The 12351-nt window shown below is 54.7% G+C and carries 12 protein-coding genes, 3 tRNA genes and 3 pseudogenes; 10 read left to right on the top strand and 8 right to left on the bottom strand.

Going from position 1 to position 12351, the window contains the following annotated elements:
* The 4 genes and pseudogenes from EIEH_RS19890 to EIEH_RS18640 all read left to right on the top strand — a co-directional run.
* Positions 1–162 (top strand): annotated as a pseudogene (locus EIEH_RS19890) (Rha family transcriptional regulator); the annotation flags it as partial.
* A gap of 287 nt (positions 163–449) precedes the next feature.
* The gene (locus EIEH_RS16015) at positions 450–1028 is read left to right on the top strand and encodes an antA/AntB antirepressor family protein (RefSeq protein ID WP_015871582.1); all 579 of its coding nucleotides are present in this window, start codon (positions 450–452) and stop codon (positions 1026–1028) included.
* A gap of 181 nt (positions 1029–1209) precedes the next feature.
* Positions 1210–1377: pseudogene (locus tag EIEH_RS18170) on the top strand (NADP-dependent isocitrate dehydrogenase); the annotation flags it as partial.
* Between the two features lie 305 nt (positions 1378–1682).
* The gene (locus EIEH_RS18640) at positions 1683–2045 is read left to right on the top strand and encodes a type 1 glutamine amidotransferase family protein (protein WP_015871579.1); all 363 of its coding nucleotides are present in this window, start codon (positions 1683–1685) and stop codon (positions 2043–2045) included.
* Positions 2046–2172: 127 nt separating this feature from the next.
* Here the strand turns inward: EIEH_RS18640 and EIEH_RS16005 are convergent.
* Together EIEH_RS16005 and EIEH_RS16000 are read right to left on the bottom strand one after the other, a co-directional pair.
* Positions 2173–2446, bottom strand: a pseudogene (locus EIEH_RS16005) (GlpM family protein).
* Between the two features lie 111 nt (positions 2447–2557).
* Positions 2558–2782 carry a DUF2594 family protein gene (locus EIEH_RS16000; RefSeq protein ID WP_015871576.1) on the bottom strand — a complete coding sequence of 75 codons (225 nt, stop codon included), beginning with the start codon at positions 2780–2782 and terminating at the stop codon, positions 2558–2560.
* A gap of 565 nt (positions 2783–3347) precedes the next feature.
* On the opposite strand from EIEH_RS16000, the gene uvrY reads away from it, so the two are divergent.
* The 6 genes from uvrY to EIEH_RS15970 all read left to right on the top strand — a co-directional run bounded on the left by uvrY (position 3348) and on the right by EIEH_RS15970 (position 6860).
* The gene (gene uvrY, locus EIEH_RS15995; protein ID WP_015871575.1) at positions 3348–4004 is read left to right on the top strand and encodes a UvrY/SirA/GacA family response regulator transcription factor; all 657 of its coding nucleotides are present in this window, start codon (positions 3348–3350) and stop codon (positions 4002–4004) included.
* On the top strand, positions 3997–5829 hold the full coding sequence (gene uvrC, locus EIEH_RS15990; RefSeq protein ID WP_015871574.1) for an excinuclease ABC subunit UvrC: 1833 nt from the start codon (positions 3997–3999) through the stop codon (positions 5827–5829). Before uvrY ends, uvrC begins: the two co-directional genes overlap by 8 nt.
* A gap of 55 nt (positions 5830–5884) precedes the next feature.
* Positions 5885–6433, top strand: coding sequence for a CDP-diacylglycerol--glycerol-3-phosphate 3-phosphatidyltransferase (pgsA, locus tag EIEH_RS15985; protein WP_015871573.1), 549 nt, complete (start codon positions 5885–5887; stop codon positions 6431–6433).
* A gap of 137 nt (positions 6434–6570) precedes the next feature.
* A tRNA-Gly gene (locus EIEH_RS15980) sits at positions 6571–6646 on the top strand.
* Between the two features lie 39 nt (positions 6647–6685).
* Positions 6686–6759 (top strand) — tRNA-Cys (locus EIEH_RS15975).
* A 14-nt stretch (positions 6760–6773) separates the two neighbouring features.
* Positions 6774–6860, top strand: a tRNA-Leu gene (locus EIEH_RS15970).
* A 315-nt stretch (positions 6861–7175) separates the two neighbouring features.
* Here EIEH_RS15970 and EIEH_RS18165 read toward each other — a convergent pair.
* The 6 genes from EIEH_RS18165 to EIEH_RS15940 form a co-directional block, all read right to left on the bottom strand.
* Positions 7176–7328, bottom strand: coding sequence for a Hok/Gef family protein (locus tag EIEH_RS18165; RefSeq protein ID WP_071525759.1), 153 nt, complete (start codon positions 7326–7328; stop codon positions 7176–7178).
* Between the two features lie 788 nt (positions 7329–8116).
* Positions 8117–9865, bottom strand: a complete 1749-nt coding sequence (locus EIEH_RS15960; RefSeq protein WP_015871571.1) for a hypothetical protein — start codon at positions 9863–9865, stop codon at positions 8117–8119.
* Entirely contained in the window at positions 9862–10446 is a 585-nt protein-coding gene (locus EIEH_RS15955) for a baseplate complex protein (protein ID WP_035610286.1), read from the bottom strand. The genes EIEH_RS15960 and EIEH_RS15955 overlap by 4 nt, the downstream gene beginning before the upstream one ends.
* Positions 10418–11140, bottom strand: a complete 723-nt coding sequence (locus EIEH_RS15950) for a hypothetical protein (protein ID WP_015871569.1) — start codon at positions 11138–11140, stop codon at positions 10418–10420. The genes EIEH_RS15955 and EIEH_RS15950 overlap by 29 nt, the downstream gene beginning before the upstream one ends.
* 5 nt (positions 11141–11145) lie before the next feature.
* Positions 11146–11766, bottom strand: a complete 621-nt coding sequence (locus EIEH_RS15945; RefSeq protein ID WP_015871568.1) for a tail fiber assembly protein — start codon at positions 11764–11766, stop codon at positions 11146–11148.
* Entirely contained in the window at positions 11766–12215 is a 450-nt protein-coding gene (locus tag EIEH_RS15940) for a phage tail protein (RefSeq protein ID WP_035610289.1), read from the bottom strand. The genes EIEH_RS15945 and EIEH_RS15940 overlap by 1 nt, the downstream gene beginning before the upstream one ends.
* Between the last annotated feature and the right edge of the window lie 136 nt (positions 12216–12351).

The following is a 12351-nucleotide window of genomic DNA, read 5'->3' as shown; positions in this document are numbered from 1 at the left end:
TCTTGCTCCCCGGAATTTGCGTCGGCTGAATTTTCAGCCCACGTGAAAAACATCCAGGCTGGCGCGGTAAACCGGGACTCCAAATACTACGAAATGACCAAAGACGGCTTCGTCTTTCTGGTCATGGGTTTCACCGGTAAGCGTGCTGCCGCGTTCAAAGAGGGTATCGGGCATATGCATGGTTGACTCTGTAATCCAATACTGACTATACTCCACCATGAGGACTCAAAACCTCTTTTCACGCGGCTAAGACCAACCCCGTCAGTGTTGGATTTTTTATGCCTGTTGTTTAGTGATGGCGCTATGCGCGGTCACACCCCGATCAATGTCGGGAGGGCGACGAATACAACACCCTTATGGGGAATAAGTCCGCGGTTTCGTGAAGCCGTTTTGAGCCTCCCGGCACCACCCTCAAAAGTGGTTATCTCAAAGAAATTCACGAGGTCGTCATGACTACTCAGCTCATCCCCGTTTTTAACGGAACCATTTCTAACGAATCCACATTACTTTGCAACGCTCGTGATCTGCACAAGTTTCTCGGTGTGGGCAAACGCTTTGCCTCATGGGTGACCGAACGCATTGCAGAGTATGAATTTGTTGAAAATCAAGACTATATTATTATTTCCCAAAATCGGGAAATAATAAAACGAGGTCGCCCAACTACTGATTATCACCTTACTCTCGACACCGCTAAAGAGCTTGCGATGGTTGAACGTAACGAGAGGGGCCGTCAGATCCGCCGCTATTTTATCGATTGCGAGAGACGGTTGATTAAAAAATCAACCGTTATAAAAAAGGCCATCAGCCGGGAAGAGATCGACGCCTACAACATCAATGCACTGAGCCTGCATTATCGGGAGATTTTCTCAGCATGGAGGGAGCGGATATATCCCGCCCTGCGCCAGCTGGAGTCACCGATTGCCGGAAGGCTGTACGACAGATTTATCGATGGCGCCGCTTTCCTGTCATACGTTGAACGATCGCTTAATGAGCGGCTACTGCCAGGCCAAAGGCCACGCATTATGTAAGCGGTATACAGGCAATGTACACAACACATCCCCGGCTCAGATCGGGGAAATTCTATTCCCCAAAACCGAATCTAACTATATGTAATTGCTGCGATTTGTGATCATGGGACTTTACCGATTTTTGGGCCTAAATGATGGAAAAACTATTTTAATTTCAGTTGATTAACATGATTTGATTCATATACTGCTGCGTCACATGGGCTGGACGGAAGCGGCGGACCTGATTGTTAAAGGTATGGAAGGGGCGATCGCCAATAAGACCGTGACCTATGACTTCGAACGTCTGATGGATGGCGCTAAGTTGCTGAAATGCTCTGAGTTTGGCGACGCGATCATCGACAATATGTGATTTTTTCTGTTAACATATGGCCAACATAAATTGTTAATTTTATGTTGGCTTTTTGATCTGCACATCTTTCCCCAAAACTTCCCCAAAACTCTTCCTCAAAACCGTACAAAAAATAATCATTTTTTTGTGTTTTTTGCTCATGATTTTGGCATTTTCTTCAGTCTTAATGATGTAGTCCAAGAGCATAATGTTGAACTTCGAGCCCTGTGAGGAGGTAGGTCTCTAGTGGTTTGTTCAGTATAGAAGCACTATATGTGGCTTTTTGATCGGTACCGGGCTTTGGGGCAGGGGCCACGTCGATTCAGGTGCTGTATCAGCGTTATCAGCCTCAGTTTCATCGCCTGCATCGTCTGTGGGATGTTCTGCCAGTGTTGACGGCGGAAGAGCAGGATTACGTCGGCGTATTTATTCCCGGCACGCTTCTCAGCCAGCCTTCTGACGTCGATGTGGCGGAGACGATCCGCTGGACCATGCGCCGCGATCGCTATCTGATCGCCATTTGTCATGGTCCAGAGGTGATTCTCACTCTTGCTCAGGGGGATAGCCCGCAGCGGAGAGATGTCCTTGCGGCTTCCCCGATAGCGCCGACCGGTAAACGTCAGCGATCGGCTATATGCCGGGCGAGCTGCCGTGGTTTTTCGGAGAGCAGCTACAGGCGATGGGCATGACCCTGGCCAATACGGCAATTTCGGGGCAGGTACATCAAGATCGCATATGGCGCCTGCCGCGTCGCGTTTCTGATGGGAGCGTGGCTCAATGCACTCACCGCAGGATCAGCAGCGTGGCGGCGATCCCCTAGGCGACGATGGCGCCCAGCAGTGCCAGGGAGAGACGAATATGGGGAAGCAGCAGGTACAGCGAGAGCAGGTAGACAAGATAGGGAATGGTGGTCCAGATGCCGAACAGGATCGTGCGGCGCAGGGTGTCAAGGCTGTGTTCATGATCTACGATGTAGTGTGCGATCAGCGCGAAGGTGGGGAACATGGGCACCAGTCTTGCCAGATAGTAGCTTTTGCTGCGCGAAAGCTACTGCCAGTGCGCCGATCGGCGCTTTGAGGGTGAGTCCCATTGCGCGGCACTCCTTTGCGGGGGGGGCGGAGAATCCCCCTGAACAGGGCGCGTCATTGACAACGATACCCGCAGTGCCGGGGAGCTCCGCCCGGTTATCGGCGGGAATCGGTTACTGACGATAGACGTGCTTGATCTGCGCCATGGTTTTCTTAAAGGCGTCAGATTGCTCCTGATCCTCGATGCGGGCGGCGTATTTTTCCATGTTGATGATCACTTTACCGGCGTCAGCCTGGCCCATCGCCTTGAGCATCTCGGTCAGGGTCGCTTTCAGGCAGGTGACTTCGTGCGTTAAGGCTTCAATGGTCGCTTCGGTAGAAAAATCAACGTTACTCATAAGTTACCTTTTGTTCAGATAATATACCGCTCGCCTGTGGCACACGGCTGTTCATTGGGGGGCAATAACGATTACGCAGAGCAAAATCGGTAGCGGAGTATATCACAAAACCTGGTTTATTGCGCGGTAACGTTACTGGTATTGATTCAATTATAGCGTTGTTTATTTTTTTACTTTATATACACAGAAAAGTGTCGTTTTTGTATACACCATGATGACAGGCGCGCAATTTATCTATGGCAGCATTAAGTCATTTTTGTCGTATATTTTCTCAATACGCTGATTATATTCAGCGTATTATATGGCTGCATCAAAACCACGTTTTTCTGTGCGGCTGTTTATGATTTAATGGAGTGTTTTTAAACGATTTTTATGTAACTCATTGGTTTTAAAAAATGTTGTTATCCAACGGCGGTGCGCTAGGATATCAGTATGGTCAATCGCCTTATCAAGATTTCCGCATTAAATAACATTTACACTATTCATTCTTTTGGCGAAAAACAGTAGACTTAGTCTGTTTAGTATAAAAGTATGCTGTTGTTTCCTCTAGCTGGGAGATTCATCTTTGATCAGCGTTCTTCTTGTTGATGACCACGAACTGGTGCGCGCAGGGATCCGACGCATTCTTGAAGATATCAAAGGGATTAAAGTGGTAGGCGAGGCGCAGTGCGGCGAAGATGCAGTGAAGTGGTGCCGTAATAACTGTGCAGATATCATATTGATGGACATGAACATGCCGGGCATCGGCGGGCTGGAGGCTACACGTAAGATCCTGCGGGTAAAATCGGATATAAAAGTCATCATGCTGACCATTCATACGGAAAATCCGCTGCCGGCGAAGGTGATGCAGGCCGGTGCGTTCGGCTATCTGAGCAAAGGGGCTGCGCCACAGGAGATGATCAGCGCGATCCGGGCGGTATACGCCGGTCAGCGCTATATCGCTTCTGATATTGCTCAGCAGATGGCGCTGAGCCAGCTGACGCCGCAGGGAGATTCCCCGTTTGGATCTCTGTCCGAGCGCGAGTTGCAAATTATGCTGATGATCACTAAAGGCAGCAAGGTGACAGAGATTTCTGAGCAGCTGAATCTGAGTCCAAAAACAGTAAACAGCTATCGTTACCGCATGTTCAGCAAGCTGAACATCAGCGGGGATGTCGAGTTAACCCACCTGGCTATCCGTCACGGGCTGTGCAACGCAGAGAAAATCTTGAGCAGTGAGTGAGCGCTTTGATGCGGTCGCCTTTCTAAAGACGGTGACCAACCAACCGGGTGTATACCGGATGTACGATGCCGGGGCAGAGGTTATTTATGTCGGCAAGGCGAAAGATCTCAAAAAACGCCTCTCCAGCTACTTCCGCTGCCAGCTTGCCAGTCGCAAAACCGAAGCTCTTGTACGTCAGATAGCCCAGATCGACGTGACCGTGACCCACACGGAAACAGAGGCGCTGCTGCTGGAGCACAATTACATCAAGCGTTACCAACCCCGCTATAACGTGCTGCTGCGTGACGACAAATCCTACCCTCTGATCTTTCTCAGCGCCGATCGCCACCCGCGTTTGGCGGTACACCGCGGCGCTAGGCGCGCCCGTGGTGACTATTTTGGCCCCTTTCCCAACGCGAACGCGGTGCGTGAGACGCTGGCCCTGCTGCAGAAGCTATTCCCCATTCGCCAGTGTGAAGACAGCGTCTACCGCAATCGTTCACGTCCCTGCCTGCAATACCAGATCCAGCGCTGTCTGGGGCCCTGCGTCACCGGGCTGGTCAACGATGGGGAGTATGCCCGTCAGGTGGAGTATGTGCGGCTGTTCCTCTCCGGGAAGGACAGCCAGGTGATCGACGCGCTGGTGGCCAGAATGGAGGAGGCCAGCCGGGCGCTGCGCTTTGAGGAGGCCGCGCGGCTGCGCGATCAGATCCAGGCGGTGCGGAGGGTGACCGAGCGCCAGTTTATCTCCGGCGATCACGAGGATATCGACGTGATCGGCGTCGCCTTTGAGGCGGGGATGGCCTGTATCCATGTGCTGTTTATTCGTCATGGGCAGGTGCTGGGCAGCCGTAGCTACTTTCCACGGGTTCCCGCCGGTACGACGCTGGCTGAGGTACTGCAGACCTTTGTCGGCCAGTTTTACCTGCAGGGCAGCCAGATACGTACGCTGCCGGGGGAGATCCTGATCGACTTTCTCCTGCCGGATCGCAAGCTGCTGGCGGACTCTATCAGCGAACTGGCCGGGCGGAGGATCCCTATTCAGTCACAGCCGCGCGGCGATCGTGCCCGTTACCTTAAGCTGGCGCGTACCAACGCAGTAACGGCCCTGAACAGCAAGCTCTCCCAGCAGTCGACCATTCTGCAGCGTCTGGTGCAGCTGGAGCAGGTGCTGCAACGGGCGGATATTCAACGCATGGAGTGTTTTGATATCAGTCATACCATGGGGGAGGAGACAGTGGCCTCCTGCGTGGTATTCGATCGCAATGGACCGCTGCGCAGTGAATACCGGCGCTATAATATCAAGGGTATCACCCCGGGAGATGACTATGCCGCCATGGACCAGGTGCTGCGTCGTCGCTATGACAAGGCACTGAACGAAGAGAAGATCCCCGACATTATTTTTATCGACGGCGGCAAGGGGCAGCTGGGGCAGGCTAAGCAGGTGTTTGCTGAACTGGAGGTGCCTTGGGATACACATCGCCCGCTGCTGCTGGGAATTGCCAAAGGGAGCGATCGCAAGGCGGGGTTGGAGACGCTGTTCTTTGAGGCGCAGGGGGAGGGATTCTCCCTGCCGCCAGACTCACCGGCGCTACATTTGATCCAGCATATCCGCGATGAGTCGCACAACCATGCGATCGCCGGCCATCGGAAGAGAAGGGCTAAGGTACGCAGCACCAGCGCGCTTGAGTCTATTGAAGGCATTGGGCCCAAGCGGCGCCAGTTGCTGCTCAAATATATGGGCGGAATGCAACCGCTGCGCGATGCCAGTATTGATGAGATTGCAAAAGTGCCCGGTATTTCAGCCGCATTGGCGGAAAAGATCCACTATGCATTGAAACAATGAGGGCGTTGTAGCAACATAAACGCAGTATCCACGAAAGGAAGATCGTCACAGTACTATGCGATTAAATATCCCCACGTTATTAACGCTGTTTCGCGTTATATTGATTCCGTTTTTTGTTCTGGCGTTCTATCTTCCGTTTGCCTGGGCCCCCTTCGTCTGCGCGCTGATCTTTGTGGTGGCGGCGGTGACCGACTGGTTTGACGGCTATCTCGCCCGCCGCCTGAAGCAGACCACCCGCTTTGGTGCCTTCCTTGATCCGGTGGCCGATAAAGTGATGGTGGCGACGGCGCTGGTGTTGGTCACGGAGTATTACCACGTCTGGTGGGTTACCCTGCCGGCTGCCACCATGATCGCCCGCGAAATTATCATCTCTGCCCTGCGAGAGTGGATGGCGGAGATCGGCAAGCGTAGCAGCGTCGCCGTCTCTTGGATCGGCAAGGTAAAAACTACCGCGCAGATGATGGCGTTGGTCGGCCTGCTGTGGCGTCCGGATATCTATATCACCGTTGCCGGGATCGTTGCGCTGTATATTGCCGCGGTGCTGACTTTCTGGTCCATGTTCCAATACCTGAGCGCCGCCCGCAGCGATCTGCTGGACTCCTGATGATGCTGCGTTAAAAAACGGCAAACGGGTGGCCGATGCAAAAAAGAGAGTTGACGCCGCCGGTCAGATAAGTAGAATGCATCGCATCAGACGGCAATAATGAAAAGCCAGAAGATACAGATAAATAAGTTGATTATGCGGGAATAGCTCAGTTGGTAGAGCACAACCTTGCCAAGGTTGGGGTCGCGAGTTCGAGTCTCGTTTCCCGCTCCAAATTTTAAGCTCTCGCCCTACGGCGGGAACAATCATTTAGGCGCGTTAACAAAGCGGTTATGTAGCGGATTGCAAATCCGTCTAGTCCGGTTCGACTCCGGAACGCGCCTCCAATTTATTTGTCGCCGCCCGGATGGTGGAATCGGTAGACACAAGGGATTTAAAATCCCTCGGCGTTCGCGCTGTGCGGGTTCAAGTCCCGCTCCGGGCACCATGACAAAATGGTATAAAAATCAAAAAGATATGTTTTGTTATTAAGCCACCGCAAGGTGGTTTTTTTGTGTCTTAAATTTGTCCAGTGGCAGCAAAATGGCAGCAGAGTGGCAGCAGAGAAAATAGCGCCCCGCTTTCTCCATGTTTTTTACCCGCGATTTCTCCCATCGCGAGAGGGTGGCGACGTGCCATGCTACGTATAAACAGAAAAGCCCGCGGGTTTCCCTGCGGGCTTTTTGTATTACTGAGGTTTGGGTGCCTTGGGGCCATGCGTTCGACAATGCGATCGGGGCGGCGAACCGCCCCTGTCGCTCACTTACTCGGATTCGTAGGCCATGTGAGCCACTATCTCCACTTTGCCGCTTCGGAAGCTAACGTCGCAGAGATTTTGTTTTGTCAGCAGCAGTACACCTAATAGGGTGATGCTGATAACGATTAGCGCGATGAGCGCTGGTTTGTGTGGCTCCATAGCCGACTTCTCCTTGCCATTTGGCGAGTAAGTGGGCTACTATCATGTTGTCATGCATAAGAGAGGCTCCACTTTGATTTATCGTCAGGTGGGGCTTTTTCTTTGCCTGCCGGTTGCCCGGACAGACAAGTCCAAGGCACCCGCGGCTAATCTATCGCCTTTCGCTATTCTGCGCAAATAATCACCGCTGCTCATCCTGCTGCCGCGTAGTCCACGGCCGATTTCACGTGAGTTTCGCACCTGATGCCGCTTTGCCCTCACGGTCGTTCTGCGCGATCGTCCTGTGATCATTTTTGCAATTTTCTAAGCACCCCAAAAACTGCTCAGGCCGCGCCCTGCAAGGCTTTGTGCTTTTTAGTCTCTTGCCGCCTGATCCTAACGCGATCGTTTTTGATGCTCACGTAAAGTATATAAACCCCTTTTATATCAACTGTTTTTTGTTTTTTTTCCTTGTCTGCGCACTGCACGCGATCGTTTAAAACTGCAAAAAACTGAAAAGCGTGCGATTTTGGATCTTTCCCAGCCCCCAGTACCGGCGCGGGCTAGCGGGTGTTTTTGCGAAAAATAAAACTGAAAAAAATTCTCAACGCACAACCCGCGGGCAGGGGGGAGTAGTGCGGTTTACGTGGCGTAAGGATTCCGTGGCGCGGATTACGTCATCTGCAGCCTGTGCGGCGCGCCATGTGTTTCATCGGGGTGTGCGATAGCTTAGTTGTGCGGGCTCGCAGGGTGGCTCTTGTGCGTTTTACATGGGGTATTGGTGGGGGATGCGGCCGGGTGGCCGCAGATCAGGCGATGAGATCGCGGTATCTGGCTTTCAGGTTGGTGGCCTGGGTGGCGTCGCCGGACAGGCTGCCGCTGTTGGTGGGGCTGCCGGTGTTGCTGTGGGTGTGTGCAGCGGTGTGCTGCGCCAGCTGATTGACCAGGTCGAGGATATCAAGCAGCAGCGTTAGCAGGTTCAGGCGATCGGTGCTCTGATGCGAGCTACCTCTGCCCATAAACACACGACCGGTCGTGATGTCCATCTGGGCTGCCTCGATGCTGTGCTGGCCGGTAGTGGTCTCGGTGTGGTTGCCGCCGGTGGTGCGTTCGACATTGCCGGTGACGGTTTCCGTGAGTGGGCCGTTGATGGTCAGCTCGGCGCGCTCCAGCTCCGCCAGTAGCGCCCTGGCTTTCACCAGCAGCTGGTTGCCGGCGGCGATGCTGTAGTCGCCGTCCGCTATCTGGATGACATGGCCTGCCAGTAGTCTGGCGGTACCGAGTACGGTGGTTGTGTCGTTGGCCTGCACCAGGGTTTCGCGCGTGGTTGTCGTTCTGCTCTCGCTGTCGCTGGTGATGTCGCGCTGCGCCGAGGCCTCACGGATAACCTGATCGGTTTCTCGGTGCCAGCTGCCATCCTGCCCGACGCGCTGGAATACCTCCGCGCGCTGCTGCTGCAGCTGCTCGCCTGGCTTGATGTCGGGCAGGCTATGTCCCTGTGGGATGAGCTGGCGCACCATGGGTTTGTCTGGGCGGCCTTCGACAAATGCGACCTCAACCAGCGTTCCCTCGGGCGGGTAGGCCAGCAGTCCGGCCTCCGGTCCTGCCATGGGAACGGGGAGGGGAACCGCAGCATAAACCGGGGTATCCGGCAGGTCATTACCCTGTTCGTCGAGTAGCTGCAGATCAACGGCGTATTTTGGCCGGAACGGATCAGCCACGTCGCCCAGGCTGGCGCTTTCTGTTGGGGATACGACGCGGGCCAGCCGGGTGCGCAGCGCGCCGCTGGCCAACTCGGGAAACTCTCCCTCGATCAACCGGCGCGTTGGGCTTTTCGATAGCGGTTTGCCGCTGGCATCCAGGCGCGCCCAGGTCAGTGTCATGGCGCTGTCTTTGACGGCGACATCGGTGATGCGCCCGTTCGGCAGATTAACGCCGGGGCGTAGCGTGGGGATCGGCATCAGCGTGGCGCTGTTGCCAGCGCTCTGGCTGATGAGGTACTGCGGCGGCAGTTCGGGCAGCGCGAGGCTGGCAAAGCGCGACTGTTTGGCGCTGCCGACGTAGACGCTGCCGTCAGGCATGGGGTGCCAGACGTAATCCGGGATCGCAAAACAGCGCCCCAGTTGGGCGAGCAGCTGCGTGCCGCTGCCTGCATGGGTCAGGTGTGGGATCCTGGTGGTGCTGTAGCTCTCATCCGTCGGCGCGTAGATAGTCAGACCGCTCTGCTGGCTGAGGGTGTCCAGGACGGTTTTTAGCGTCGGGTGCTGATGGGAGCAGGGTAACTCAAAGTCCAGCAGGCCTGCAGCCTCACGCACAAACAGCCGGCGGGCGCCGTTCTCTGCCGGCTGATCACGTTCGACGTAGCCGGTAAAATAGCGCCATGCCTCGGTTCCCTCACCCAGGTCGATTTGCACCATGGCGCCAGCCAGGCCAGTGGTGGCCTCTTCCGGGGTGATCGTGATAAAGCCCCTGCCGACACCGTTTAGCACCAGGACAAGCTCCATGCTTGCTGGCTGATAGGCTTTGCCGGCAACGGTGCAGAGTTGAATCGGTTTCATTTGCGGCCCCCGTCTTTCACTGCGCCAATGCCTGCCCAATCCAGGGTATCGCCTGCAATTCTGTTGATATTTGCCCAGAGCGCGCTTTGCTGATTTTCATTGGTGGCTGGTTCGGTGCCGTCCTGTGTCTGCTGCTTTACCGTGACGTTACCGCCCGCACCGGTGGTGATGTTACTGCGGGCGGCGACTTTTTCCGGCACGCTCATTTTTTCACGCAGGGTGAACGTTATCTGCCATGCCATGGTATCGCGTTGCTCGGTGGCATCGATAGCGCCTGAAAACACCCCCTGGCGCATGTTGACGGCGGCGGCGGTAGCGTTGGCGATGCGATAGCATTGTTTTGCACCATTGGCATCGCGGGCTTCGGCCAGCTGAAAAATGCGCGTCAGATGTCGCTCATCGGCAAAGCTGATGATGCCGGACACGCGCAGCTCCTTGGCCTTGTCACCCTGTTCGGCGCTGGCTGTGCTGCTGGCCTGTCCGGACATGTCTTTATCCGGCAGGCGCAGGGTGATGCTGATATTGATGTTCTGCAGCAGGATAGATTCGCCATCAAGGGCGAGGACGATTATCTGGTTCATATATACAGGCTCGCAGTGTTGACAGGTCATCGCCGACAAACAACAGACCCAGCGAGAAACTTGCCTCAGGCTGTGGAATATTCCATTGCAGAGGCTGGCGGACATCCCGGGTATTCTGCGCCGGGCTGAATTGCCACAGTTCGCAACTGGTCTGTTGCAGACGTTGCGTGTGCTCACGCAGGGTATTCAGGTGTTCGTTGCGCTGGCGGTGAAACCGCTGCAGTACCTGTGACAGTTCAGTCAGACTGCCTGCCATGGGCATCATGGCCGTAGTTGCCTGTCCGGCGGCATGGAGTTGACGGAGATTGGAAAGGGACAGGCGGGTCGGTGCGGGAATTCCGGGGCGTGGACGGGCCGGAATTTGCATGCGGCTTTCTGCAAGGATCTGCCCGGCATCAACCAGACGGCGCAGTCGCGCGATTTCCGGCAGGGGGAGAACCCCGGCGAGTTCGGTCAGACGGCGGGCAAAGTCATCCGCAGCCCCGGCACATACCAGAAACAGCAAAAAATCCTGTGTATCTGAAATGGCTCCGATTCGGTCAGCCAGAAAAGCAATCGCATTTTCCGGGCTTAAGTAACAGCCGGAGTCTGTGCGCAGCCCGGCACCATGGGTCCACGGATGGACAGCCAGGACAGAACAGGTTATTGGCGGTAATTCATCCGGCAGGGTGAGATGGACGCGTTGCCAGGGCATGGTGATTACTCCGGCATAGCGGGCCAGTCAATATGGGGTGTGTCCGCAGAGATGTCATCCACCTGCGCACGGTATTTCCGCCATGCCAGTAAGCGCTCCTGAATGGTCTGGGTGGGTGTATCAGTGGCAGTCAGACTGATTTTATCCATCAGGATCTCAATGCGCTGGGTGGCCGTTTCCAGCAGCGCATTTTTTTTCCGCAAATGGTTGGCGGTGATGTGCTGTTGCTGCTGCCGGGTATCTGTCACCCATTTCTCTCCGTTCCACACATCATAGGGTGTGTCAGGTTGTAACGGCGTGGTGTATTGCGGATAATTCCCCGGCATACTTACCGTCACTGGTTTCCCTGTACGGGTATCAAACACGGTTTCTCCCCGGTGATCCGGCACATGCTGCCACGTTTTGCGATCCGGGCTGCGGACAATGGCGTAACCGGCGGCAGGCTCTGTCGGTGCATCGGTATATGCGTTGGCCGGCAGGCCGGTATCCTCCAGAATAAATTCATAACTGGCACCTGTATATTCGCCGGTTGCTTCATCCGTATGATATACCGTCAGCCAGCCTGCTTTTTTAGCCAGTCGGTTTTTGCCAAGTTCGGCAACTTCAGGAGTTAAGGGATATTTCATTATTGTGCCCTCACGATGTACAGAAATGCGATATTACGTGGTCGGTTTTCATTTGCCGTCGGCACTACCTGGGATGCATCAAAGTAAATAATACGTCCCGCGCCGTTTCTTTCAGAACGAGCGTCGTAGCTGAACCTCCCATATTCCCTAAAGACACCTGTTACTTGTTCTATCGTCTGATCATCAACACCAAAAGTCCCCGTGATATTTCGCATTGCATCACCCTGCCAGCTTAATATCTGTCGCTGGCTGTCAGTACCACCGTAATCATCATACCCACGGATAAACTCGCCGCGTAAATCAGGCAATCGGCCATTGGGATAGGCTTTTGCCAGCTCGGGATAGCTTGAGGTTGAGAACGATTGCCCCGCACATTTGATCCACCCCGATGGAATGGAGGTGTTGGGCCAGGGTTGAGGTGTGCCTACTGGGGGTGCCCGACGGGCAATGTCATATGCATCATAGGCCTTATCGTAGATTGAGCCGGCGTAACTATAGGCACTGCTCGCCCTGTCATAGGCACTGTTCGCCCTGTCATAGGCACTGTTCGCCCTGTCATAGGTGCGTTTTAACGCAGAGGACGTC

The sequence above is a fragment of the Edwardsiella ictaluri ATCC 33202 genome (assembly GCF_000264785.1).
GTDB classification, from domain to species: domain Bacteria; phylum Pseudomonadota; class Gammaproteobacteria; order Enterobacterales; family Enterobacteriaceae; genus Edwardsiella; species Edwardsiella ictaluri.
The sequence above is the reverse complement of the archived record's forward strand: the minus strand, read 5'-3'. Positions and strand labels throughout refer to the sequence as shown.